Annotated in this window: 28 protein-coding genes; 25 read left to right on the forward strand and 3 right to left on the reverse strand. The window is 34.1% G+C overall.

Going from position 1 to position 23,697, the window contains the following annotated elements:
- Positions 1–12 precede the first annotated feature (12 nt).
- The 6 genes from RLT85_RS00880 to RLT85_RS00905 all read left to right on the forward strand — a co-directional run bounded on the left by RLT85_RS00880 (position 13) and on the right by RLT85_RS00905 (position 5,981).
- Complete coding sequence (locus RLT85_RS00880) at positions 13–1,128, forward strand: sensor histidine kinase (RefSeq protein WP_311400152.1); 1,116 nt, start codon at positions 13–15, stop codon at positions 1,126–1,128.
- Entirely contained in the window at positions 1,128–2,468 is a 1,341-nt protein-coding gene (locus RLT85_RS00885; protein ID WP_311400153.1) for a sigma-54-dependent transcriptional regulator, read from the forward strand. The genes RLT85_RS00880 and RLT85_RS00885 overlap by 1 nt, the downstream gene beginning before the upstream one ends.
- A gap of 403 nt (positions 2,469–2,871) precedes the next feature.
- Positions 2,872–4,152 (forward strand): Glu/Leu/Phe/Val family dehydrogenase, encoded by a 1,281-nt coding sequence (locus tag RLT85_RS00890; RefSeq protein WP_311400154.1) that lies wholly within the window; start codon positions 2,872–2,874, stop codon positions 4,150–4,152.
- 138 nt (positions 4,153–4,290) lie between these two features.
- Positions 4,291–4,662 carry a GreA/GreB family elongation factor gene (locus RLT85_RS00895; protein ID WP_311400155.1) on the forward strand — a complete coding sequence of 124 codons (372 nt, stop codon included), beginning with the start codon at positions 4,291–4,293 and terminating at the stop codon, positions 4,660–4,662.
- A gap of 5 nt (positions 4,663–4,667) precedes the next feature.
- Positions 4,668–5,075, forward strand: a complete 408-nt coding sequence (locus RLT85_RS00900) for a hypothetical protein (RefSeq protein ID WP_311400156.1) — start codon at positions 4,668–4,670, stop codon at positions 5,073–5,075.
- A gap of 501 nt (positions 5,076–5,576) precedes the next feature.
- Complete coding sequence (locus RLT85_RS00905) at positions 5,577–5,981, forward strand: DinB family protein (protein WP_311400157.1); 405 nt, start codon at positions 5,577–5,579, stop codon at positions 5,979–5,981.
- 60 nt (positions 5,982–6,041) lie between these two features.
- Here RLT85_RS00905 and RLT85_RS00910 read toward each other — a convergent pair whose 3' ends face one another.
- The 3 genes from RLT85_RS00910 to RLT85_RS00920 are packed head-to-tail and all read right to left on the reverse strand — an operon-like array spanning position 6,042 to position 7,127.
- Entirely contained in the window at positions 6,042–6,431 is a 390-nt protein-coding gene (locus tag RLT85_RS00910) for a rhodanese-like domain-containing protein (protein ID WP_311400158.1), read from the reverse strand.
- Positions 6,421–6,807 carry a rhodanese-like domain-containing protein gene (locus tag RLT85_RS00915; RefSeq protein ID WP_311400159.1) on the reverse strand — a complete coding sequence of 129 codons (387 nt, stop codon included), beginning with the start codon at positions 6,805–6,807 and terminating at the stop codon, positions 6,421–6,423. The genes RLT85_RS00910 and RLT85_RS00915 overlap by 11 nt, the downstream gene beginning before the upstream one ends.
- Before the next feature lie 5 nt (positions 6,808–6,812).
- The gene (locus tag RLT85_RS00920; RefSeq protein WP_311400160.1) at positions 6,813–7,127 is read right to left on the reverse strand and encodes a rhodanese-like domain-containing protein; all 315 of its coding nucleotides are present in this window, start codon (positions 7,125–7,127) and stop codon (positions 6,813–6,815) included.
- 468 nt (positions 7,128–7,595) lie between these two features.
- On the opposite strand from RLT85_RS00920, the gene RLT85_RS00925 reads away from it, so the two are divergent.
- From RLT85_RS00925 to RLT85_RS01015, 19 genes are all read left to right on the forward strand, one after another.
- Positions 7,596–8,990 (forward strand): anthranilate synthase component I family protein, encoded by a 1,395-nt coding sequence (locus tag RLT85_RS00925; protein ID WP_311400161.1) that lies wholly within the window; start codon positions 7,596–7,598, stop codon positions 8,988–8,990.
- Position 8,991: 1 nt separating this feature from the next.
- On the forward strand, positions 8,992–9,558 hold the full coding sequence (locus tag RLT85_RS00930; RefSeq protein ID WP_311400162.1) for an anthranilate synthase component II: 567 nt from the start codon (positions 8,992–8,994) through the stop codon (positions 9,556–9,558).
- Between the two features lie 10 nt (positions 9,559–9,568).
- Positions 9,569–10,561, forward strand: coding sequence for an anthranilate phosphoribosyltransferase (gene trpD, locus RLT85_RS00935; protein ID WP_311400163.1), 993 nt, complete (start codon positions 9,569–9,571; stop codon positions 10,559–10,561).
- Positions 10,561–11,364 (forward strand): indole-3-glycerol phosphate synthase TrpC, encoded by an 804-nt coding sequence (gene trpC, locus RLT85_RS00940; RefSeq protein ID WP_311400164.1) that lies wholly within the window; start codon positions 10,561–10,563, stop codon positions 11,362–11,364. The genes trpD and trpC overlap by 1 nt, the downstream gene beginning before the upstream one ends.
- Positions 11,365–11,374: 10 nt before the next feature.
- Positions 11,375–11,986, forward strand: coding sequence for a phosphoribosylanthranilate isomerase (locus RLT85_RS00945; protein ID WP_311400165.1), 612 nt, complete (start codon positions 11,375–11,377; stop codon positions 11,984–11,986).
- Complete coding sequence (trpB, locus tag RLT85_RS00950; protein ID WP_311400166.1) at positions 11,983–13,170, forward strand: tryptophan synthase subunit beta; 1,188 nt, start codon at positions 11,983–11,985, stop codon at positions 13,168–13,170. The genes RLT85_RS00945 and trpB overlap by 4 nt, the downstream gene beginning before the upstream one ends.
- A gap of 89 nt (positions 13,171–13,259) precedes the next feature.
- Positions 13,260–14,045 (forward strand): tryptophan synthase subunit alpha, encoded by a 786-nt coding sequence (trpA, locus tag RLT85_RS00955; protein ID WP_311400167.1) that lies wholly within the window; start codon positions 13,260–13,262, stop codon positions 14,043–14,045.
- 99 nt (positions 14,046–14,144) lie between these two features.
- Positions 14,145–14,288 carry a hypothetical protein gene (locus RLT85_RS00960; protein ID WP_311400168.1) on the forward strand — a complete coding sequence of 48 codons (144 nt, stop codon included), beginning with the start codon at positions 14,145–14,147 and terminating at the stop codon, positions 14,286–14,288.
- 534 nt (positions 14,289–14,822) lie between these two features.
- Positions 14,823–15,473: a flavin reductase family protein gene (locus RLT85_RS00965; RefSeq protein WP_311400169.1), complete on the forward strand. Its 651-nt coding sequence runs from the start codon at positions 14,823–14,825 to the stop codon at positions 15,471–15,473.
- Entirely contained in the window at positions 15,460–15,588 is a 129-nt protein-coding gene (locus RLT85_RS00970) for a DUF2256 domain-containing protein (RefSeq protein WP_311400170.1), read from the forward strand. The genes RLT85_RS00965 and RLT85_RS00970 overlap by 14 nt, the downstream gene beginning before the upstream one ends.
- A gap of 2 nt (positions 15,589–15,590) precedes the next feature.
- Complete coding sequence (locus RLT85_RS00975) at positions 15,591–16,892, forward strand: DASH family cryptochrome (protein ID WP_311400171.1); 1,302 nt, start codon at positions 15,591–15,593, stop codon at positions 16,890–16,892.
- Positions 16,893–16,894: 2 nt separating this feature from the next.
- Positions 16,895–18,430 carry a cryptochrome/photolyase family protein gene (locus RLT85_RS00980; protein ID WP_311400172.1) on the forward strand — a complete coding sequence of 512 codons (1,536 nt, stop codon included), beginning with the start codon at positions 16,895–16,897 and terminating at the stop codon, positions 18,428–18,430.
- Between the two features lie 185 nt (positions 18,431–18,615).
- Positions 18,616–18,858, forward strand: a complete 243-nt coding sequence (locus tag RLT85_RS00985) for a hypothetical protein (protein ID WP_311400173.1) — start codon at positions 18,616–18,618, stop codon at positions 18,856–18,858.
- Positions 18,859–19,020: 162 nt separating this feature from the next.
- The gene (locus tag RLT85_RS00990) at positions 19,021–19,176 is read left to right on the forward strand and encodes a lmo0937 family membrane protein (protein WP_311400174.1); all 156 of its coding nucleotides are present in this window, start codon (positions 19,021–19,023) and stop codon (positions 19,174–19,176) included.
- Between the two features lie 50 nt (positions 19,177–19,226).
- Complete coding sequence (locus RLT85_RS00995; RefSeq protein ID WP_311400175.1) at positions 19,227–19,367, forward strand: hypothetical protein; 141 nt, start codon at positions 19,227–19,229, stop codon at positions 19,365–19,367.
- A gap of 57 nt (positions 19,368–19,424) precedes the next feature.
- Positions 19,425–20,120, forward strand: a complete 696-nt coding sequence (locus RLT85_RS01000) for a hypothetical protein (RefSeq protein WP_311400176.1) — start codon at positions 19,425–19,427, stop codon at positions 20,118–20,120.
- Positions 20,121–20,200: 80 nt separating this feature from the next.
- Positions 20,201–21,469: a kynureninase gene (gene kynU / locus RLT85_RS01005; RefSeq protein ID WP_311400177.1), complete on the forward strand. Its 1,269-nt coding sequence runs from the start codon at positions 20,201–20,203 to the stop codon at positions 21,467–21,469.
- Between the two features lies 1 nt (position 21,470).
- A complete protein-coding gene (locus tag RLT85_RS01010; protein ID WP_311400178.1) occupies positions 21,471–22,868 on the forward strand; it encodes an FAD-dependent oxidoreductase in 1,398 nt (465 codons plus the stop codon).
- Between the two features lie 26 nt (positions 22,869–22,894).
- On the forward strand, positions 22,895–23,656 hold the full coding sequence (locus RLT85_RS01015) for a 2-keto-4-pentenoate hydratase (RefSeq protein WP_311400179.1): 762 nt from the start codon (positions 22,895–22,897) through the stop codon (positions 23,654–23,656).
- Positions 23,657–23,697 lie beyond the last annotated feature (41 nt).

Genomic DNA, 23,697 nt, shown 5'->3' on the forward strand with positions numbered 1-23,697 from the left:
TAGAACATAAAAATGCCTCCTAAAGACAAAAAGAAACCTATGGATACCAATCAAAATTTAGCAGAGCGGGTGAAGGAACTAAGTTGTCTTTATGAGGTTTCTTCTATTTTTCAGGAACACGATCAACAAGACACCAAAAGCATTTTATATAAGGTTGCGCAAGTACTTAAAAAAGCTTTGCGTAATTCGGTTGAAGCTTGTGTTGAAATTGAAACTCCTAAACACCATATAAAAACCGAAGAAATTCTTTCAGATAAAGTAAGCCAATCCAGTGCTATTTTTCTGTTTAAAAAGCCTTCAGGAACTATTTATATTCATTACCCTACTTCTCAGTTTCAAGAAGTGGATTTTTTGGAAGAAGAACAAAAGTTACTGAATAAGGTAGCTTATGAAATTAGTATTTTTATTGAAAAAAGAGAACTTCAGGAAAAAGAAGAATGGTTGCAGCGCAGTGCTCAACGCAACGATCGCTTGGCCATATTAGGAGAAATTACTGCGGGCATCGCGCATGAGCTCAATACCCCCTTAGGAAATATGCTAGGCTTTGCCGAGTTTATTGAAGAGCAAACTACAGATGCTTCGATTAGGCGCGACAGCAAGAAAATTATAGAAGCTGCTATTTTCTCTAGAGAAGTGGTGAAAAAATTGATGTTTTTCGCTTGTGAAATGCCGCAAAACCGAGAACACATCAATATAAAACCTGTGGTAGAACAAGCGCTGAGTTTATTAAGTCAGAGTTTTAAAAAAGGAGAAGTACATGTAAAGTTGGTAGCAAAAGAAGATGTAGAATCTCAAATTGACAGTATTCAACTTACGCAAGTTTTATTTAACTTGTTGATCAATGCTATTTATGCTTCACCGCCAAACAGTACGATTACTTGCAGTTTAACGCAGGATGATGATCGTATTTATATCGATATCGCCGATCAAGGAAAAGGAATTCCAGATAAGTTTGCTAAAAAGATATTTGATCCTTTTTTTACGACCAAACCCGTAGGTGAAGGTTCTGGCTTAGGATTAAGTGTGGTGCACGGAATCATAAAAAGCCACAAAGGAACGATTAGCCACAGCCACAATACACCCAAAGGAACCATTTTTGAAATAAGCATTCCAAAACAATATAATTAATGACTTTAAAGCGTGAAAATATTTTAATTGTAGATGATAACTATGATATGCTAGAGGTGTTGCAACGCAACCTAAAGGCATTGAATTACCATATTTATAAAGCTTCTTCTGTAGGAGAAGCGCTAGATATTCTCAAGCTTTCTGCCATCGACTTATTAATTACCGATATTCAGATGCCTGAAGTGAATGGTCTCGAATTATTAAAATTTGCGAATGAGCACTACCCTTTTCTTCCCAAATTGGTGATTACAGGATTTCCATCGGTTAATTCTGCCGTGGATGCTATTCAATCTGGCGCAACAGATTATTTGGTAAAACCTTTTACCAGTAAAGAGTTAAAAAGCTTGGTGCAAAAGTCGTTAAAAAACAAGAAAGCGAGTCCGATTCAATTCAGTAAAAAAAACAAAGAAAACAGCGAAAGTTCTTTCGTCTATGCTGGAATTATTGGTAAATCTACTCCCATTCAAAAAGTAATTGAAAGCATTGAACGGGTAAAAAATAACCGTGCTACAATTTTAATTCAAGGAGAAAGCGGTACAGGGAAAGAACTTATTGCACGTGCCATTCACTACAAAGGATCTTTTGCTGGCAATCCTTTTATTGCGGTGAATTGTGGTGCTATTCCTGAAAATTTGTTAGAATCTGAATTATTTGGATACGAAAAAGGATCTTTTACGGGAGCCAATCAAACCAAAGAAGGCTTTTTTCAAGCAGCCAATTCAGGAACCATATTTTTAGATGAAATTGGAGCAGCTTCCGCCAGTGTACAAGTACGTTTATTACGGGTTCTACAAGAAAAAGAAGTGACTAAAGTGGGCAGTACAAAACCTCAAAAAATTCAAATTAGAGTTATAGCCGCCACCAATGAAGATGTATATCAGCAGGTAAAACAAGGGATGTTTAGAGAAGATCTATATTATCGATTAAATGTGGTAGACATACATGTTCCCACTCTTCAGCAGCGAAAAGAAGATATCCCTTTATTGGCGCAACATTTTTTAACCAAATACGCTAAAGAATATGCTAAGGATAAGCTAAAACTAAGCGATGGCATATATAAAGTATTTCAGCGATATGCTTGGCCAGGCAATATTCGAGAACTGGAAAATTGCATTCAGAAATTGATTATTATGAATGACAATCAAGCCGACTTACCCCAACTTCCTGCGCACTTTAAATATAAAATAGAAGCTTCTGGAGAGGAAAAATTTGTAGCTTTAGAAGAAATGGAAAAACAATATATTCAAAAAGTATTATCTTCGGTAAATAACAATAAAACCAAAGCTGCGGAAATCTTAAAAATTAACCGAAAAACATTGCGGAACAAACTGGAAACTTAGAAGCTTATTCTATGTTTATTTTTAGGAAACTTAATGAACTTAATTCCTTGAAATTATACTACATTTATAATTGCTAAGAAAATAGGAAAGCTTCCCTAAAGAAAATCGGTACATAATTCTTCTTCTGGGTAAATATAACTCGGTTGTTCTAAAATTTTAATTTACAAAAACCCACCTAAATCATTGATATTCAGTTTTTTGTATAAATTAAAAATGAATTTAGAAATAATGGTACACCTATTGAGCAAAACTTAATTATAATATGAAAAGTTAACGCATAGATTAGTTGATTAAATATCAAGCTTACGTTTAAAATTAATTCGGAATTGTGATGTACGGCACTACATTAACGGATAAGAAAATAATATAACTCAAACTTTTACTGCTAAAATTATAAATAATTATGAGCGAAATCAAAGAGAAGAAGCCAGCCACTATGTATGAAAATGTGATGCAACAATACAATCAAGTTGCAGACTCCATGGGGCTAAATAAGAATATAAAAAAAATATTAGGGATTACCAATAACGAGATTATCGTCAACTTCCCTGTGAGAATGGATAATGACGAGGTCAAAATTTTTACAGGGTATCGCGTTCAGCATAATAATGCTTTAGGACCTTATAAAGGAGGTTTGCGTTACCACCCAACCATTGATGTGGATGATGCTAGAGCTTTAGCGATGTGGATGACTTGGAAAACTTCTCTAGCGGGTCTACCATTTGGTGGCGCCAAAGGAGGAATTAAATTAGATCCTAGAGACTATTCTATAAGAGAATTAGAAAGAATTACAAGAAGATTTACATATGCCTTAGGAGATAATATTGGACCAGATCAAGATATTCCTGCTCCAGATGTTAATACCAATGCACAAACGATGGCTTGGATATTAGACACTTATATGTCTACCAAAGCACCATCTGCTCGTTCTCAAAATAGTCATATTGTTACTGGGAAACCCGTAGGATCTGGCGGATTAGAAGGTAGAGATCGTGCCACTGGATTTGGAGTTTTTCTTACCATTAAATTATATTTAGCTTCTCAAGGAAAAGACTTAAAAGATAAAACGTTTATTGTACAAGGTTTTGGGAATGTAGGACAATGGGCTTCTCGCTTTATGGTAGAAGAAGGTGCCAAATTAATTGCAGTGCAAGATGCGCATGCTACGCTGTACCATAAAGAAGGAATTGATCCTATAGCGCTGGCAGAACATACCAAGCCAAGAAAGGGATCTATTGAAGGTTTTGAAGGGACAGAAGAAATTAAACCAGAAGATTTCTTTGGTTTAGAATGTGACGTTCTTATTCCTGCAGCTTTAGGAAATCAAATCAATAGAGACAATGCACCTCTTATTCAAGCCAAAGTAGTTGCTGAAGGTGCCAACGGACCAGTTACTGGAGAAGGTGAGAAAATATTATTAGAACGTAACATCATCATTATTCCAGATATTCTATGTAACTCTGGCGGGGTGATTGGTAGTTATTTTGAATGGCTTCAAAATAGACACGGTGAGATTTGGCAGCTAGATGAAGTGATGCAAAAAATAGAAAAGAAACTTACAGAAAACTTTAAAAAAGTAGAGAAAGCTGTAAAAGAAAATAAAGTAGACTGGAGAACTGCAGCGTACATTATTGCTATTTCTCGTATTGAGCTGGCTTATACGCAAAGAGGAATCTTCCCATAAAAGTAATTTTAGTTAAAAATACTTGTGATGCGTAACTTTAGAGGTTTATAGTACATTCATAAACTTTATTGAGCTAAAATTATAGCGCAGCACAAGTACTTTTTTAATGCAATTTTGAATATGAAATATGAAAATTTAATGATAGAAAAAAAGGAATTTGGTTTGATTAAAAGAATCATTTCCTTAGGTCGTTATCAACAAGATGATACGTATAGAACTTCTATATCTAAGTTGAAAGAAGAATTAACCAAAGCAAAAGTGGTTAAAGAAAAAGACATGCCAGAAGATGTGATTCGCTTTAACTCTTTAGTAACGATCAAGACTCCGTCTTTAGAAAAAACATACCAATTGGTAACCCCAGAACATGGCGATTTAAAAAATAATAAAATTTCTTTTTTAGCTCCCATGGGTCTCGCCTTATTTGGTTATGCTAAAGATGATGAGATTACTTGGCATTTTCCCTCTGGAGAAAGTGTAATTAAAATTATTGATGTAAAACAGACCACATAAATACCATGGAAAATCCTATACAAGAACACCACGACGACGATGATATTCAAAGAATCAATCTTGAAAAAGATGTGAATGAATGGAATAAAGAAATTGAGTTTATACAACAAGAACTTATTTTTTACTCTAAATTATTAGACTCTGAGCTTGTTAGAAAAGCAAATGCAAATGCAGAAGAAGAATCTTATATTTTAAAATCAGTTAAGCAACTTACAGAGAAAAACAGTCAGTTTCAATTGCAATTGCTAGATTTCGAAAACAAATCAGAAGATATTGTAGAGTGCGAAGACGTACAATGCGAAACTTTCTTTCTTAACGAACACTTTACCTTTAAGCAAAAACTTATTGATCATGTGGCAAAAGTAAGAACGGTTAAAAAGAAGATTTTTGATTTTTTTGAGTCCAATTTGTAATAAAGTATAATTTACAAAACACCAAACCCATAGAGCAATTGTTGTATGGGTTTTTTGCTTTTAAGTTGAATTATTTTCTCGCTTTCGCGGAATTTGTTCCGTAAAGAAAAGAGACATTCTTGTACTATTTATGAACCTAACTAAATTTTAATCCTTTCTATAAAACGTATTACCACGGAATAATTTATTTAAAATGAGCTTAACAACAATTCAGATGTGACCTAAATTTATTCATATATGAGGTGCGAAAACGGATGATAGTTTTCTATTCTAAGATTCACACAGTTCTTTTGTTATGAACTAAATTTCATGTTTTATATATTCATTATAGCAATCCAAGATACAAGTTGTATTTTAGCTGATATTAATGCCCTCTCTCTAACAAAACACATGAAAGTAGCCCATTTACCCACATCAGATTTTGAACATTATCTAAAAAATTACCTGCAAAAAGTTCCAGATCTTTCCGTATTGGAGAGTTTGGAATAAAGTAGGAAGTTAGTGACAAACCTATACAAGGAGATGTCTTTTGAAACATTAATATATAGGTATGCAGAAGATAAATGGACTCCAAAAGAAATGCTGCTGCACCTTATCGATAGCGAAAGAATATTTTGCACGAGAGCTTTAAGGTTTGCAAGAAAGGACAAAACTCTATTATCTGGCTATGATCACGAAGATTTTGTAAAAGAATCTGGAGCCAACACGCGTAGCCTAGAAAGTTTATTAGAAGAGTATAATATGCAAAGACAGAGCTCTATACTTCTATTTAAATCCTTTACTAAAGATATGCTGCAACGTAAAGGAAACGCCAACGGTCTCGAAGTATCTGTAGCGGCATTGGGATTGATTATTTCTGGTCACGAATTGCATCACGTACAAATTTTAAAAGAACGATATCTATAAAACTAAGAAGCGGAACTGAGTAAAAATCAATTCCGCTTTTCTTTTTTAATGTAATTCTGTTTACTCCAAATTATCTTTATAGGTCCAGGCTTCATACCCACCTTCCAATTCATATATTTTCTCGAAACCAGCTTTCTTAAGAATGCTCGCACATTTTTCGCTTCTTCCACCTGTTCTACAGTACACCGCAACAGGTTTGGTTTTATCTAAACCAGAAATATTAGCCTCAAAATCTTCATCATATATAATGTTTTGAGCATCGGTAATGTGTCCAGATTCGTATTCGTTAAAGTCTCTTACATCAATCAACTGCGTTTCATCTAAGCTTATAATTTTTTTCATTTCTTCCGAAGAAACCATATTCACTTGGTTACCTTTCGACTCTGTACAAGAATTAAAAGTTAGAAAAGTGCTGAGTATAAAAAGAAACATCCAATTGTTATTTTTCATAGGTATTCGTACTATTCAGATTACTTTCCCAGCTTGAATAGCTGTCCATTACAAAGTAAACCAGTTTAAAATCCGCTTTAAACAAAACGGAAGCCGCTTTCATCGCCTCATCTTCCTTTTCGGCATATACTACTATAGTTTTGTCTTTATCAAAATCTTTCATAGTATCTTGAAAAGCATCCGTAAATTCTACATTTTGCGCACCAATTATATGGTCTTTTTCATAGCTTTGTCTATCCCGAAGATCTATCACAAGAAGGCTTTCTTCTTTCATGGTCTCCTGCAATTCTATAGGAGTGATAGATTTCATCTTCTTGGGCTCACAGCTTATAAATATGACTGCGATAAATCCTAATAAAAGAAGCTTTCTAAACATCTGTCTCAATCTTGTTCTGTTTTTCCCTTCCAATCAGAAAAACCACCTTGTAAATTATGCGTTTTCTCAAAGCCCATTTGATCTAGTATTTGACAAGCCTGCGTACTTCTTCCGCCAGCGCGACAATATACATAATACTCTTTAGATTTATCGAGCTTATGAATTGCGTCCATAAATTCTTGAGGTTGCTGAATATCAATTAAAGTTGCACCAGGAATATAGCCTTCATCCCACTCTTCTTGAGTTCTTACATCCAAAATTTCTACATTAGCTTCATTTTTGATTGCTTCTTGCCACTCTTCTTGTGTTAAATCTTTCATCTATGCTATTATTTTAGTAAAGCGCAAATTTACTATTTTAAACTCAATTGAAGTATGCGGGCTGTAGGAAGTTGTAAAAAAGTTGTACCCTTCTCCTAAATTTTAGAGCACGCAAAATATTCTATGTAAAAAGTCTTAATTTGTAACAGTAGAAGCATCACCATAGAGTTAAATTAATTCTAAGAAAACATCAACTTGACCTACATCAATCTACTCATAATCAAACAAGTAATTTCTATTAAAACGATCCTGACTCGAAATAAATCTAAAATTTTATTTTAAAATCTTGTAGAAAAAGAAAAACGTATATATATTTGCAGTCATGTTTATAACAACTGTATATACTTGGTGGTGGAATAACTTACGTCAAATGTCGTGAGCTAGCTACTAGTTTGTATAATCTATTATATAAAAAAGGCTTGTCATTTACGACAAGCCTTTTTTCATGCCTAAAATTAAATTATTGCTATGTACACATTAACGACTTCATCCAAAAAAATAATCGCAGATACCATCACTCCTGTGAGTATTTATCTAAAATTGAGAGATAAATATCCTCATAGTATTTTATTAGAAAGTAGCGATTATCACGCAAATACTAATAGTTTTTCCTATATCTGTTGTAATCCCATTGCTTCTATAGAGGTTAAAAATGAAATGATTCACATTCAGTATCCAGATGGAAAATCAGAAAATAAATCGATTACAGACCAAGTTAACGTGATGAAAGAAATTCAAGCTTTCGCGGAAGAATTTCAAACTGAAGATCAGCCGTATTCCTTTATTCATAATGGTTTGTTTGGTTATACGGGCTATGACGCCGTTAGGTATTTTGAAGACGTACCGATTGAACAAAAAGAAAATAAGTTAGATATTCCTGATTTGTATTATGCCGTATATCAAAATATCATTGCTATTAATCATTTTAATAATGAAGCTTACTTATTTTCTCATACCTATAAACAAGAAGACAATTTAGAGGAAATCTATAATTTAATAAGCATTCAAGATTTCGCCGAATTTAATTTTGAACTTAACGGAGAAATCACCTCTAATATAGATGATGAAACTTACCGTAATAATGTCTTAAAAGCAAAAGAACATTGTGCGCGAGGAGATGTATTTCAGCTTGTACTTTCCAAACGCTTTTCACAAAAATACAAAGGAGATGATTTTAATGTATATCGTGCCTTAAGAAGTGTTAACCCATCTCCCTACTTATTTTATTTTGATTATGGTAATTTTAAAATTTTTGGTAGCTCTCCTGAAGCTCAAATTGTGATACAAGGAGACCTTGCTGAAATTCATCCCATTGCAGGAACTATAAAACGCACGGGGGATGATGAGAAAGATGCCACTGCTGCACAACAACTGGCGAAAGATCCTAAAGAAAATAGTGAACATGTGATGCTCGTAGATTTAGCTAGAAATGACCTAAGTAGAAATTCTTCTGAAGTTAAGGTGGAAACCTACAGAGAAATTCAATTCTTTTCTCACGTTATTCATTTAGTGAGTAAAGTAACAGGAAAAAAGAAAAAAGACATTCCTAGCTTACAATTAGTAGCAGATACCTTTCCTGCAGGAACACTTAGCGGAGCACCAAAACACAAAGCACTTCAACTTATCGAGAAATATGAAACTGTTAACCGTACTTTTTACGCTGGTGCAATTGGAGTAATGGATTTTAAAGGAGATTTTAACCACGCCATTATGATACGAACTTTTCTAAGTAAAGATCATCAACTGCATTGGCAAGCAGGAGCAGGAATTGTAACCGATTCTACTCCAGAAAATGAATTACAAGAAGTCTATCATAAATTAGCCGCTCTTACAAAGGCTTTACATATCGCAACACAACTTTAATATGAAAAAAATTTTAGTCATAGATAATTACGACAGTTTTGTGTATAATCTGGTACATTATTTAGAAGATCTTAATTGCCAAGTCACCGTCAAGCGGAATGACCAACTTTACCTAGAAGAGGTAGAAGATTACGATAAGATTTTACTTTCTCCTGGACCAGGCATCCCTAATGAAGCAGGTTTATTAAAAGAGATTATCCAAACTTACGCCGGTACAAAACCCATGTTGGGCGTTTGTTTAGGACAACAAGCAATTGCAGAAGTTTTTGGAGGGAAAATTAACAATCTAGATAAAGTATACCACGGGGTTGCAACTTCTATCGACATTATAGAGGAGGAATCTGTCTTGTTTAAAGATCTTCCCAAAAAACTTGAAGTAGGCCGGTATCACTCTTGGATAGTTCAAGAACTTCCTGATGTTTTAATTCCCACGTCTTATGATGAAAACGGACAAATTATGTCTCTAAAACACAGAGATTTTCCTGTCTTTTCGGTACAATTTCATCCAGAGTCGGTGTTGACTCCGTTAGGAAAAAGAATACTAGAGAATTGGGTAAATCACGCTTAAAAATCATGCAATGAAAGAGGTTTTAAACAAATTAACGCACCACCAAATCTTAACCAAAGAGGAGGCTAAAGAAAGTATACTTCAAATTTCTAAAGGAAGTTACAATCCCACACAAATTGCTTCTTTTCTAACCACGTACATGATGCGAAGTATTCGAATTGAAGAATTAGAAGGTTTTAGAGAGGCTTTATTAGAACTTTGTATTCCTATTGATCTATCGGCTTATGAACCTATTGATTTATGCGGAACAGGTGGAGACCATAAAAATACCTTCAATATTTCTACGCTGGCTTCTTTTATTACCGCAGGAGCAGGAGTTGCCGTTGCAAAACATGGCAATTATAGTGTATCCTCAATTAGTGGAAGTAGCAATGTTCTAGAATCATTGGGGGTTAAATTCTCTAATGATGAGAAGTTTTTACAACAATGTATAGATGAAACCAATCTTTGCGTTTTGCATGCACCACTATTTCATCCCGCTATGAAAGCGGTGGCGTCTGTGCGAAAAGATTTAGCCGTTAAAACCTTTTTTAATATACTGGGGCCCATGGTAAATCCCGCTTTTCCCAAAAAGCAAGTTGTAGGTGTTTTTAGTCTAGAATTGGCGAGGATGTATCACTACTTATACCAAAAGACCTCTAAATCTTATACTATAGTTCACGCTTTAGATGCTTATGATGAAGTTTCTCTTACTGGCGATACAAAAATTTTCACCCCTAGTAAAGAAAATGTTTTAACACCTCAAGATTTTGGCTATTCCAAAATTAATCCACAAGAAATTTATGGCGGTAATTCTGTAGAGAAGGCAACAAAACTTTTTTATACTATCCTTAGGGGAAAAGGAACCGAGTCACAAAATGCCGTAGTGATTGCTAATTCCGCTTTAGCGATAGCAACTGCCAAAAATATAAATTTACCAGAAGCCTTAGCTGCTGCAAAAGATTCTCTACTTTCTAATAAAGCCTTAAACGTATTACAGAGAATTCAAAAAATTAGTGCCTAATGGAAAACATATTAGATAAAATAATACAACAAAAAAAGAAAGAGGTTATGCTTAAAGAAAGTCTCGTTTCTCGTAAACAACTAGAACATAGCGAACTTTTTAAACGCCATACTTTTTCATTGAGTAAACAAATAAAAACTTCTCCTTTAAGTTTTGGAATTATTGCAGAACATAAAAGACGATCTCCATCTAAGTCTAGCATAAATACTTCTTTACTGGTTCAAGAAGTATTGGAGGCTTATGAAAATGCCCGTGTTAGCGGAGCTTCCATCTTAACAGACAACAGTTTCTTTGGTGGTTCCATAGAAGATTTACTTTTAGCGAGAGCTACCGTAAAACTCCCACTCTTAAGAAAAGATTTTATTATAGAAGAATATCAAGTGATAGAAGCCAAAGCTTTTGGTGCAGATGCGATTTTGCTTATCGCTGCGGCATTAACTAAACAACAAGTAAACTCTTTAAACAAATTAGCTCAAAACTTAGGTTTAGAGGTATTATTAGAAATTCATAACCTTAAAGAACTAGAGCAGAATATTGATGCTCCCGTACAATTAATTGGAGTTAATAATAGAGACTTAACAAGTTTTGAAGTAAACATAGAGAACAGCTTAAGCTTAATTAAAAATATCCCAGAAGAAGTCGTAAAAATTTCTGAAAGCGGAATCAATTCTGCGGAAGCAATAAAAACCTTACACGATGCAGGATATGATGGTTTCTTAATTGGAGAACATTTTATGAAAACCCATGCTCCAGGAAATGCTGCACACGAATTTATAAAAGAAATTTCCCAACTTATTGTTTAAAAAAGAAGCTATGAAAATTAAAATTTGCGGAATGAGAGAGTCAGAAAATATGAAAGAAGTTGCCGCGCTTTCTCCAGATTATATAGGCTTTATTTTCTATAAAAACTCTCCCCGTTACATCACACAAATTCCTACAAATGGTCCACATCAAATTAGAAAAACTGGGGTTTTTGTAAATGAAGAATATGATCAAATTATGAAAAAAGTTGAGCTATTTGGTTTGCAAGCAATTCAATTGCATGGAGAAGAATCTGTAGAATTATGTGAAAAATTGGGAGATCAAAACTTAGAAGTCATCAAAGCTTTTTCTGTAGACGACGACTTTAATTTTGAGAAAATCCATTCGTATCAAAAAGTTACCGACTATTTTTTATTTGATACCAAAGGAAAAAAATATGGAGGAAATGGCCATGCTTTCAACTGGAGTAGGTTACAAAATTACACCCTCAATCATCCATTCTTTTTAAGTGGAGGAATTGGTTTAGAACACAGCGAAGAAATCAAAAAAATATACGATTCCTCTCTACCATTAGCAGGAATAGACCTTAACAGCAAGTTTGAAATAGCCCCTGGAATAAAAGACATCCAAAAATTAAATAAAATGAAAGAATCTCTCTTATGAAAAATTCATATCATATCAATAAAAAAGGCTATTATGGTGAGTTTGGAGGTGCATTTGTACCCGAAATGCTTCAACCTAATTTAGCCGAATTAAAAGATCACTATCTAGAAATTCTTCAGGATAAAAAATTTCAAAAAGAATTTCAAGATCTGCTACAACATTACGTTGGCAGGCCTACTCCGCTCTACTACGCAAAACGCTTAAGCAAAAAATATAACACTAAAATCTACCTCAAAAGAGAAGACCTTTGCCACACCGGCGCACATAAAATAAACAATACTGTAGGACAGATTTTGCTAGCCAAACGCCTAGGAAAAAAAAGAATTATTGCCGAAACAGGTGCCGGCCAACATGGTGTAGCTACAGCGACCGTTTGCGCGCTTATAGGTTTGCCTTGCGTCATTTATATGGGCGCTATAGATATGGAAAGGCAAGCGCCAAATGTTGCTCGCATGAAAATGTTAGGTGCCACGATTGTTGCTGCTACATCGGGCAGTAAAACTTTAAAAGACGCTACCAACGAAGCCATTAGAGACTGGATTCAAAATCCTAGCGACACCCATTATATTATAGGTTCTGTAGTGGGACCGCATCCCTATCCAGATTTGGTGGCGCGATTGCAAAGCGTGATTTCCAAAGAAATTAAAACGCAACTTTTAAAAGCCGAAGCTAAAGCAAATCCCGATTATGTGATTGCCTGCGTTGGTGGCGGCAGCAATGCTGCAGGTGCATTTTTTGATTTTCTCGAAGATGAAAAAGTAAAGCTTATCGCTGTAGAAGCTGCGGGAAAAGGCATAAATTCTGGCGAAAGTGCAGCTACTTCTATCTTAGGAAACGTAGGAATCATTCACGGCAGTAAAACTTTGTTAATGCAAAATAAAGACGGTCAAATCACCGAGCCTTATTCTATTTCGGCGGGATTGGATTATCCTGGCGTAGGTCCCTTACACGCACATTTATATCAAACCAAAAGAGCAGATTTTATGGCCATTACAGATGATGATGCGATGAAAGCCGGACTTCAATTGTCACAACTAGAAGGCATCATTCCCGCGATAGAAACTTCCCACGCCCTAGCGGTTTTAGAACAAAGAAAATTTGAAAAAGATGAGATTGTAGTTATCAATCTATCTGGGCGTGGTGATAAAGATTTACAAACCTATATCGATTATTTTAATTTTTAAGGGCGTTCGAGCGGGTCATCCGCTATATCTTTTGCTTTTTTCAACGCAAAAGGATGCCGCTTCTACCCCTAACGCAAAAAAAAACAGTAATGAATAGAATACAAACACGATTACAACAAAACAAAAAAATTCTCTCTATATATTTTACAGCAGGTTTCCCTAAGTTAGAAGATACAGTACCTATTATTAAATCTTTAGAAGAGAATGGAGTAGATATGATAGAGATTGGGTTACCGTTTAGCGATCCGCTAGCAGATGGACCAAGCATACAATCCAGTTCTACGCAAGCGCTCAAAAACGGAATGACTTCCAAAATTCTTTTTGAGCAACTTAAAGATATCCGCGAAAGCGTAAAAATTCCCTTATTAATTATGGGTTATTTTAATCCTATTTTTCAATATGGGGTAGAAAAATTTTGTAAAAAATGCCAAGAAATTGGTATTGACGGACTTATAATTCCAGACCTACCTCTAGAAGTTTATGAAGAAGCGTATCAATCTATTTTTGAGAATTATGGTCTTTTACATATTTTCCTCATCACTCCGCAAACTTCCGAAGAACGTATTAGAAAAATTGATGCTATTTCTAAAGGTTTTATTTATATGGTAAGTTCGGCAAGTGTAACTGGAGGAAAAAATAATTTTGGAGAAGAACAGCTTCAGTATTTTGAACGTATTTATAACCTCAACTTAAAAACTCCAAAAATAATTGGATTTGGAATAAGCAATAAAAATAGTTTTTTGCAGGCAACTCAATTTTCTAATGGAGGGATTATAGGTTCTGCCTTTGTAAATTTCTTAAAAGCAAATTCAATTGAGCAAATAGATACTTTTACACGCAAATTTAATTCTATTAAAAAATTAATTACAAACTAAACTCCCTACTTCACATATGCTTAACAAGAAATTACCAGTGTTTTAATAGAAATAATTTTTTCTATTAGTTATCTTTAGCTTGAATCAAAACATTAAATTATGGGACGTATTGAAGATAAACATAAAGAAAGAAAGAGCAAAGACGTAGATAATCCTTTAGGAGAATTAGGAAATAGAAATGAAAAAACAAATAAGGTAGACATCGATAAAAAAACGATTAAAGGACAACAAAATAAGGAATAGTACTTTATTTAATAGGTTTTATAAGCTATCTAGAAAGCGACAAGTTTTACATCAACTTATTGTTTTCTAGATGGCTTTTTTATTTGATAAAATTATAACTGTATATCCGTTTAGTTTCCAGTATAATCAAATAATAGTTTTAATGTCGTGTCGAGCGGAGTCGAGACGCTTTTGTTTAACCTTTCGACTCCCCGCCAGAATGAATTCTTTCGGGCTGACGCTCAAAATGACAAAAACTAATTTGAGGAATGAAAGCGGATAAACAATCGGTTCTATAAGCTATTTAGAAAGCGACAAGTTGTCCATCACCTTATTGTTTTCTAGATGTTTTTTTTATGGTAATATTATAATCATAATCCAGTTGATTTTTAAAAATTATTTAAGTTTAATTTCTTTCACCATCTTAGGTATAATTTTATGTTTCGTATTGAATTTTTCAAGTTTAGAATATGAAACTATTTATTTTGTTTAATTTTATTATATTTTTGTTAAACAAAATTGTAATTTAGGCTTCTTAAATAAGGAGTCCATTTTATGAAATTTTTAGACCACAAAGATATAGATCAACTGGAAAGCAGATTTAGAGCGCATTTTATCAATAGCCTTAGCGGAATTAAATCGGCCAATCTCATTGCAACAAAATCAGAAAATAATATTAGTAATGTTGCCATTTTTAGTTCGGTCATTCACTTGGGAAGTCATCCCCCACTATTAGGTTTTATCTTAAAACCTGCCGCCGTGAAAAGAAATACGTATGACAATATTGAAAAGACTGGTTATTTTACTGTAAATCATATTTCTGAAAATCTTATTAAAGATGCGCACCATACTTCAGCAAAATATGACGGAGAAACTTCTGAGTTTGATAAAACGAGCCTTACAGAGCTTTATCAAAAAGATTTTTTTGCTCCTTATGTGAAGCAAGCACAAATTCGAATAGGTTGCTCTTTTCAAAACAGTTATTTTATTGAAGAAAATGGATGCTATATGATCATTGGCAAAATAGAGCAGGTTTTTTATCCAGAAGCAATTCAAAGTAAAGAAGGATGGATCAACCTTGCAATGGCTAAAACTGTTGGGGTTAATGGTCTAGATGCTTATGCTAAGCTTAGTATCTTAGACCGTTTTCATTATGCAAAACCTAATAGCGAAACCACTTCTAAACAGGACGATGAAGAAATCTAAACTACCTACAAAAATATGTCCCGTTTGCCAACTCCCGTTTACTTGGAGAAAAAAGTGGGAAAAAAATTGGGACGACGTAAAATATTGCAGTGAAAAATGTAGAAGAAACAAATAACTATGAAAACAGGATTAATTTGGTTTAGAAACGATTTAAGAACTAGGGACCAATTGTCTCTCTATAAAGCACAGCAAGAGTGTGACAAACTAATTGCAGTGTATTTTTTTAATCCAAATCATTATGAATTGACTAACTATGGCTTTAAAAAAACAGAGAAATTTAGAGCCCAATTCTTAATAGAAACGGTAGAAAATCTGAGAGAAAATTTAAAGAAACTTCACATAAGCCTACTTGTCTTTAAGGAACAACCTCACGAAGTAATAGATAAATTAATACAGGAGTTCTCTATAGAAGATATTTTTTATCAAGAAGAATGGACATCTGAAGAGGTACTGGAAGTAAAAAAAGTTAAAGATTCGGTTTCAAATAATGTTGCTTTTAATTCCTCTTACGATCAGTTTTTGATAGAACCTCCCGCTTTGCCATATTCTGATTTTGAAAAAATTCCGGAAGTATTTACGCGCTTTAGAAAAAAATTAGAAAAAGATTGGCAGGTCTCTTCATGCACTCCGCAAATAAAAGCTTTCCCTTACGGTAACTTAATTCAGCAAACTACAGCAATTCCTACTTTAGAAGAATTAGGTTTACTTAGTTTTGAAAAAGATTCCAGATCTGCTTTCCCGTTTAAAGGCGGAGAAGAAGAAGCACTTAATCGACTCTTCAACTACGTGTGGGAAACCGATCGTATTGCAGTCTATAAAAAAACGCGCAACGGACTTTTAGGAAAAGATTATAGCTCAAAGCTTTCTGCATGGTTGGCCAACGGATCTATTTCCGCGAAAGCGATCTACTGGGAAGTGAAGAAGTATGAAAAAGAACGTACCAAAAATCAAAGCACCTATTGGCTTATTTTTGAACTCTTATGGCGTGATTATTTTAAATACATATCTCTTAAACACGGCGCTAGCATTTTTAAATTGCAAGGAATTTCCTCTAAAAATTTAGAATGGAATCAAGATAAAGAAGCTTTTGAACGATGGAAAAATGGTACCACCCAAAACTCTTTTATAAATGCCAATATGCTGGAAATTAGAAAAACCGGGTTTATGAGTAATCGCGGTCGGCAGAACGTGAATAGCTATTGGGCAAAGGAGTTATATCAAGATTGGCGCATAGGCGCGGCTTATTTTGAAAGTATGCTTGTAGATTATGACGTACATAGCAATTGGGGAAATTGGATGTACAATAGCGGAGTGGGAAATGATCCCAGAGATCGCAAATTCCATATAAAATCCCAAGCAGAACGTTATGATCCTCGTGGAAAATACCAACAAACTTGGTTGCAGGAAAAACTGTTTTAAAAATGAAAAAATTACGATTAATCTTAGGCGATCAGTTAAACTACAAGCATTCTTGGTTCTCTCAAAAAGACGATGATGTTCTCTATGTGATGGCAGAAATGCTACAAGAAACTAACTATGTAACTCATCATATTCAAAAAGTGGTAGGCTTTTTTGTTGCGATGCGAAATTTTAAAGATCATTTTAAAAATTTAGATCACAACTTTAAGTATTTCTCAATTCAAGATAAAGACAACTTACAGAAGCTTCCTAAAATTATTTCTGAATTGGTAAAAAAACATCAAATTAAAAAATTTGAATATCAATTACCTGATGAGTATCGATTAGATGTACAATTAAAAGAAATATGCGACAGTTTAACTATTAAAAGTCAGGCTTTTTCTACAGAGCATTTTTTAACTTCTAGAACAGATCTTGCTCATTTCTACGAAGGCAAAAAGCAAATGGTAATGGAATATTTTTACCGCGATATGCGAAAGAAATATGATATTCTAATGCAAGATTCCAAAACACCAGAAGGAGGAAAATGGAATTTTGACAAAAGCAATCGCAATAAATGGAAAGGAGAAATTGAAATTCCTAAAGAGAAAGGCTTTCGCAAAGAGGTGACGTCTATAGTAAATGAAATAGAGGATGCAGGAATTAAAACCATGGGAAATATTGACCCAAAGCATTTTAATTGGCCTACATCAAGAGAGGATTCGCTTAAAGTATTAAATTATTTTTGTGATGAATTATTGGTTCATTTTGGAGATTTTCAAGATGCGATGCACACCCAAGAAAAGTTTTTGTTTCATTCGCGCTTATCTTTTGCTCTCAACACCAAAATGCTTTCGCCAAAAGAAGTGATTGACAAAGCTGTAGAGGCTTATTATGATCAAAAAGACGTGATAGAAATTTCACAAATTGAAGGCTTTGTAAGGCAAATTCTGGGCTGGAGAGAATATATGCGCGGTATTTATTGGAAAGAAATGCCTAATTACCAACATTCTAATAATTTGGATAATCAGCAAAAATTACCTAATTTTTACTGGACAGGAAAGACCAGAATGAATTGTTTGCACCACGCTATAAGTCAGAGTTTAGATGAAGCATACGCGCATCACATACAACGTTTAATGATTACAGGAAATTTTGCATTACTTACCCAAACGCAGCCAAATGAAGTAGACGCCTGGTATTTAGGAATTTATATAGATGCGATTGAGTGGGTAGAAATGCCCAATACTAGAGGAATGAGTCAGTTTGCAGATGGCGGTTTGGTAGCTACCAAACCCTATATTTCTAGCGGTAGCTACATTAATAAAATGAGCAATTACTGTAAAGATTGCGATTATAGCGTGCATCAAAAGGAAGGGGAAAAAGCCTGTCCTTTTAATTCTTTATATTGGAATTTTCTCGATGATAAATATGATATATTAAAAGACAACGCTCGTATGCGAATGATGTATAGTGTACTCCACAAAATGGATAAAACAACTTTGAACAAGCATAAGCAAAGGGCGGCAAAAATTATTGAGAACCCAGATAATTTTTAAAGACAATAGATTAAACCTTAAATGTGAGATCATTACAATTGATTAAATCTAAGACTTTTTAGAATTGATTTTTTACAAAATCTTTTTTAACATAAGACACTTAAAATTCCTAAAGAATGGTTAATAAGGTATTTAAGCATTCACAAAAAGCTTAAGTTTAATCTTAACCTTTAAAAACATAAAAGATGGATCAAGAAAAGTTAGACCACATGCGTTCGGTTTTAGATAAACTAGAAGACATTAAAAATAGTCAAGAAAGTATAATTGATAAAATTAATCATGTGATTACAGATCTGTTTCAGCATCCCGATGAAAAACTAGAAAAAGTGATGGAAGATGCACATCAAAAATCTTCAGATAATGTAGATGCAGTTCGGGAGGCGTTGGAAGCCTACGAAATGAGAATTAATAAAATTGAAAACGAATAATAGACTTAATTTTCTCTTTTTATTCTAAGCCTTAATTTGGATAAAATTTTATGATAAAACTAAAATCAATATTAAAAAACAGTTAATAAGTCGTTAAATTAGATTCGAATAATTGTTTATTGGCATACATTTATTCCATACTAACTAATAAAATAGAATATTATGAGAGATTTAGTTTGGCTAATTGTGGTAATTTTAGTGATAGGATGGCTTGTAGGTTACTTTGCTTTTCCAGATTTAGGAAGCATTATACATATACTACTTGTTTTGGCTGTTATTATGATTATTTATAAGCTTATTACAGGAAGAAATGTTTAAATGGTAGCATTTAAATAGTAACTTTATAACATTAATTAAAATTTTAAATTATGAATATCAAGAAATTATTTTTAGGCCTATTTATTATGGGAACTGTTGCAACTACATTTACAAGTTGTAGAAGTGAAGGAGAAAAAGTTGCTGATGACATTGAAGATGTTGCAGATGATGTTGGTGATGCAGTAGATTAAATTATAAAGCCTCTAATTTTAGAGGCTTTTTTTTACCTTTCCATTAAAGAAAAATTCATGAAAAAAATACTACTTTTCCCATTATTCGCCATTTTGGTCTTCATTTTAGGAAGTTGCGAAGAATCCGCAGAAAAAAAAGCGGAACAAGTTCAAGATAAAGATTCGAAAGAAATTTCATTATTGCAAAAAATAGCCAATGCCAACGGTTTTCAAGAATGGAAAAATGTGGACCATGTTTCTTTCACATTTAATATAGATAGAGATACTACTCATTTTGAAAGATCGTGGGAATGGAAACCAAAAGAAAATAAAATAAAAATGTTAGCTTCTAATGATACGTTAGAGTACCACACCAACCACGTAGAAAAAGATTCTACATTGGCTAAAGCAGATCAAGCTTTTATAAATGATAAATACTGGTTGCTATTTCCATTTCAACTGGTATGGGACCAAGGGTTTACCCATTCGATTAAAGAGAATGTTATCTCTCCGCTAAAGAATGAAAAAGTAACGGAATTAACGATAGATTATAATGCGGAAGACGGTTACACACCTGGAGATCGTTATAAAGTTTATATCGATTCTAATTATACGATAAAAGAATGGGCATATTATCCTGGGGCTAGCAAAGAGCCTCGTATGACTACCACTTGGGAAGACTATGAAACTCAAAAAGGAATTAAATTTGCCAAAACGCATAAAGACAGCACAGCTAATTTTAAACTTTACTTCACCAAAGTATCAATTCGGTAATTGAGTTTCTATTTATGAAGAACACTCATTAATTATTGCTAAATTTGTAGTAAACCTACCAGTTTAGAAAATAATCAATAATGACCAACTATAAAGACACGCTAGAATTTGCTAAAGAATTAGACCAAAAAGATCCTTTAGCCGATTTTAGAAACCAATTTCATATTCCTACCAATCCAGATGGCTCTCAGCAAATTTATCTTTGCGGAAATTCATTAGGATTACAACCTAAAAAAACCAAAGAATACCTTCAAGAAGAATTAAACGATTGGGCTAATTTAGGTGTTGAAGGACATACCGAAGCCAAACATCCTTGGATGCCTTACCACGAATTTTTAACCGAAAAAATGGCTAAAATCGTAGGAGCAAAATCCAGTGAAGTAGTCATGATGAACACCTTAAGCGTTAACCTTCATTTAATGATGGTCAGCTTTTACCGTCCTACTTCAAAAAAATATAAAATTCTTATTGAAAGTGATGCTTTTCCTTCAGATAAATATGCGGTAGAATCTCAATTGAAACTACACGATATAGATCCTAAAGACGGACTCGTCTTATGGAAACCTAGAGAAGGAGAGGAATTATGCCGACTAGAAGATTTAGAGAAAATCATGAAAGAGCAAGGTGATGAAATTGCTTTAGTAATGATTGGAACCACCAATTATTATACGGGACAATCTTTTCCTATCAAAGAAATTACAAAATTAGGGCATCAATACAGCTGTAAGGTTGGTTTTGACCTTGCTCACGGAGCAGGAAATATTCAGCCGCAGCTTCACGATAGCGAAGCAGATTTTGCGGTTTGGTGCAGTTATAAATATTTAAATAGTGGCCCAGGAAGTGTGGGAGGCTGCTTTGTACATGAAAAACACGCCAACGATAAAAATCTAAAACGCTTTGCTGGTTGGTGGGGACACAACAAGTCTACACGTTTTAATATGCGTCACGATTTTGACCCTATTCCAGGAGCAGAAGGTTGGCAATTAAGCAATCCGCCTATTTTATCTATGGCAGCCATTAGGGCTTCTTTAGATGTATTTGATGAAGCAGGATTTGATAATATTAGAGAAAAAGCCGTAAAACTTACTGGTTTTTTAGAATATTTATTGCTCCAAATTAAGGATGATCGCATAGAGTTGATTACCCCTACAAATCCGCAAGAGCGAGGTTCACAAATCTCCATCAAACTTAAAGGAGTTACAAAACAATTATTTAACGATTTGATGAAAGCTGGAGTAATTAGCGATTGGAGAGAGCCTAATGTAATTAGAATTGCCCCTATCCCACTCTACAATTCTTACCAAGATGTATTTGGTATGGTTCAAATTCTAAAAAAATCACTGAAATAATATGAAAGAACAAGAACACATTCTAGTGATTGGTGCAGGTCTCTGCGGAAGTCTTCTCGCTTTAAGATTAGCTCAGAGAGGTTATAAAGTAAGCTTAGTCGAAAAAAGACCCGATTTAAGAAGCACCGATATTTCTGCAGGAAGATCCATTAATTTAGCATTTTCAGACCGTGGTATTAAAGCCATGAATCTTGTTGGATTAAAAGGAAAAGCAAAAGATTTGTGTATTCCTATGCACGGAAGAATGATTCATAATCTAGAACAAGAAGAATATTTATCTCGCTATAGCGGATTAGAATCAGAATACATCAACTCCATTTCTAGATCAGATTTGAATGCTTTATTACTTGATGAAGCCGAAAAAATGCCCGATGTAAATATTTTATTTAATCAAGCTTGTATCGATGTAGATTTACAAAATGCTAAAGCTACTTTTGAAGATTTTACAAGTAAAGAAAAATCTACCATAGAAGCCGATATTATTTTAGGTACCGATGGTGCTGGCTCTGTGGTGAGAAAGAGCATGTTAGAGGATAATCTATTCTTATTCAGCTTTTCTCAAGATTATTTGTCTCACGGTTACAAAGAGCTTACTATTCCTGCCACAAAAGATGGAGGTTTTAGAATAGAAAAGAACGCGTTGCACATTTGGCCAAGAGGCGAAAATATGGTGATTGCACTCCCTAACCTTGACGGAAGTTTTACCGTAACGCTATTTCTATCTTATGAAGAAGGAGAAGATAATTTTAAAAGTCTAGACACTTCCGAAAAAGTAAAAGCCTATTTTGAAAAGATGTATCCTTCCGCGGTAGCGCATATGCCTACCCTAACAGAAGATTTTTTCAACAATCCTACAAGTCCATTAGGAACCGTAAAATGTTCCCCTTGGAATAGCTTCGGAAAAGTGATGTTATTGGGAGATGCCGCTCACGCTATTGTTCCGTTTTACGGACAAGGAATGAATGCTTCCTTTGAAGATGTGGTGGTTTTTGATGAGATTTTAGATAACTATGAAGGAGACTGGCAAAAGGTTTTTAAAGAATATCAGAAAAAGAGAAAAGTAGACACCGATGCAATTGCTGAATTGGCTATTGATAATTTTCATGAAATGAAGGAGCACACCGCTGCACCTATATTTCAGAAAAAAAGAAAATTAGAAACTGCATTTGAGCAAGAATTTCCAAAAGAATATGCTTCAAAATATAGGCTGGTGACTTTCCAAGAAGACATTAGCTACTCTGAAGCCTTAAAAAAAGGAAGAGCACAAGATAAAGCCATTTTAAATTTATTGGCTCAAGATAAAATAGATGAAAATGCTTCTTTACAAGAAAAACTTCATTTAGTGAATAAGGAAACGCAAGAAATATTAGAAGAAGATGCCGTTTTAAAAACAAACTAATTTTAAAATAGCAAAAGCCATTTATTATGAATAACGAAGAAATTGCAAAAATACTTGACCAAGCTGCAAAAGATGCAACGGCAGTAGGACAAATGGGTGAGAAACACGACTTTTCCCTAGAAGACGCCTATGAAATACAACGTCATTCTATCAATAGACGTTTGGATCGCGGAGAGAAAATCACAGGATTTAAACTAGGATTTACCTCACGTGCAAAAATGGAGCAAATGGGAGTTCACGATCTTATTTGGGGAATTTTAACCGATGAAATGGAGTTAAAGCCTCAAGAAGAAGTGAATTTAGACCGATGGATTCATCCAAGAGCAGAACCAGAAATCGCGTTTAGAATTTCTAAAGACATTGAAGAGTCTATTGGGTTAAAAGAGATTCACAAGTACGTAGATGCAATGGCTCCAGCCTTAGAAATTATAGATTCTAGGTACGAAAATTTTAAATTTTCTTTAGAAGATGTGGTGGCAGATAATTGCTCTTCCACAGGATATGTAGTTGGGGATTGGCTAAATTTAAATACAGAAATTTCCGATTTAGATATCGACTTACGTATCAATAAAGAAGTAGTACAGTCTGGAAAAACATCGGCTATACTTAACAATCCGCTTCAATCTTTAGTAGAATTAAGTAGGCTGGCTTCTAAAGCAGGAATCATAATTCAAAAAGGACAAGTGGTTTTAGCGGGAGCAGCGACTGCAGCGGTTTACTTAGAAAATAATCAGCATATAGAAGCGCACGTAGAAGATTTAGGAAATATTTCATTTCAAACCAAGTAAAAGTGAGATGGTAAGATTTGGGAAATAAGTTGAGAGAACAC

The sequence above is a fragment of the Mesonia ostreae genome (assembly GCF_031845265.1).
Lineage (GTDB): Bacteria > Bacteroidota > Bacteroidia > Flavobacteriales > Flavobacteriaceae > Mesonia > Mesonia ostreae.

Excerpts from the sequence above, each read along its gene's own strand:
- RLT85_RS00880 (WP_311400152.1), top strand. The coding sequence starts at position 13 with ATGCCTCCTAAAGACAAAAAGAAACCTATGGATACCAATCAAAATTTA.
- RLT85_RS00885 (WP_311400153.1), top strand. The coding sequence starts at position 1,128 with ATGACTTTAAAGCGTGAAAATATTTTAATTGTAGATGATAACTATGAT.
- RLT85_RS00890 (WP_311400154.1), top strand. The coding sequence starts at position 2,872 with ATGAGCGAAATCAAAGAGAAGAAGCCAGCCACTATGTATGAAAATGTG.
- RLT85_RS00895 (WP_311400155.1), top strand. The coding sequence starts at position 4,291 with ATGATAGAAAAAAAGGAATTTGGTTTGATTAAAAGAATCATTTCCTTA.
- RLT85_RS00900 (WP_311400156.1), top strand. The coding sequence starts at position 4,668 with ATGGAAAATCCTATACAAGAACACCACGACGACGATGATATTCAAAGA.
- RLT85_RS00910 (WP_311400158.1), bottom strand. The coding sequence starts at position 6,431 with ATGAAAAATAACAATTGGATGTTTCTTTTTATACTCAGCACTTTTCTA.
- RLT85_RS00915 (WP_311400159.1), bottom strand. The coding sequence starts at position 6,807 with ATGTTTAGAAAGCTTCTTTTATTAGGATTTATCGCAGTCATATTTATA.
- RLT85_RS00920 (WP_311400160.1), bottom strand. The coding sequence starts at position 7,127 with ATGAAAGATTTAACACAAGAAGAGTGGCAAGAAGCAATCAAAAATGAA.
- RLT85_RS00925 (WP_311400161.1), top strand. The coding sequence starts at position 7,596 with ATGTACACATTAACGACTTCATCCAAAAAAATAATCGCAGATACCATC.
- RLT85_RS00930 (WP_311400162.1), top strand. The coding sequence starts at position 8,992 with ATGAAAAAAATTTTAGTCATAGATAATTACGACAGTTTTGTGTATAAT.
- trpD (WP_311400163.1), top strand. The coding sequence starts at position 9,569 with ATGAAAGAGGTTTTAAACAAATTAACGCACCACCAAATCTTAACCAAA.
- trpC (WP_311400164.1), top strand. The coding sequence starts at position 10,561 with ATGGAAAACATATTAGATAAAATAATACAACAAAAAAAGAAAGAGGTT.
- RLT85_RS00945 (WP_311400165.1), top strand. The coding sequence starts at position 11,375 with ATGAAAATTAAAATTTGCGGAATGAGAGAGTCAGAAAATATGAAAGAA.
- trpB (WP_311400166.1), top strand. The coding sequence starts at position 11,983 with ATGAAAAATTCATATCATATCAATAAAAAAGGCTATTATGGTGAGTTT.
- trpA (WP_311400167.1), top strand. The coding sequence starts at position 13,260 with ATGAATAGAATACAAACACGATTACAACAAAACAAAAAAATTCTCTCT.
- RLT85_RS00960 (WP_311400168.1), top strand. The coding sequence starts at position 14,145 with ATGGGACGTATTGAAGATAAACATAAAGAAAGAAAGAGCAAAGACGTA.
- RLT85_RS00965 (WP_311400169.1), top strand. The coding sequence starts at position 14,823 with ATGAAATTTTTAGACCACAAAGATATAGATCAACTGGAAAGCAGATTT.
- RLT85_RS00970 (WP_311400170.1), top strand. The coding sequence starts at position 15,460 with ATGAAGAAATCTAAACTACCTACAAAAATATGTCCCGTTTGCCAACTC.
- RLT85_RS00975 (WP_311400171.1), top strand. The coding sequence starts at position 15,591 with ATGAAAACAGGATTAATTTGGTTTAGAAACGATTTAAGAACTAGGGAC.
- RLT85_RS00980 (WP_311400172.1), top strand. The coding sequence starts at position 16,895 with ATGAAAAAATTACGATTAATCTTAGGCGATCAGTTAAACTACAAGCAT.
- RLT85_RS00985 (WP_311400173.1), top strand. The coding sequence starts at position 18,616 with ATGGATCAAGAAAAGTTAGACCACATGCGTTCGGTTTTAGATAAACTA.
- RLT85_RS00990 (WP_311400174.1), top strand. The coding sequence starts at position 19,021 with ATGAGAGATTTAGTTTGGCTAATTGTGGTAATTTTAGTGATAGGATGG.
- RLT85_RS00995 (WP_311400175.1), top strand. The coding sequence starts at position 19,227 with ATGAATATCAAGAAATTATTTTTAGGCCTATTTATTATGGGAACTGTT.
- RLT85_RS01000 (WP_311400176.1), top strand. The coding sequence starts at position 19,425 with ATGAAAAAAATACTACTTTTCCCATTATTCGCCATTTTGGTCTTCATT.
- kynU (WP_311400177.1), top strand. The coding sequence starts at position 20,201 with ATGACCAACTATAAAGACACGCTAGAATTTGCTAAAGAATTAGACCAA.
- RLT85_RS01010 (WP_311400178.1), top strand. The coding sequence starts at position 21,471 with ATGAAAGAACAAGAACACATTCTAGTGATTGGTGCAGGTCTCTGCGGA.
- RLT85_RS01015 (WP_311400179.1), top strand. The coding sequence starts at position 22,895 with ATGAATAACGAAGAAATTGCAAAAATACTTGACCAAGCTGCAAAAGAT.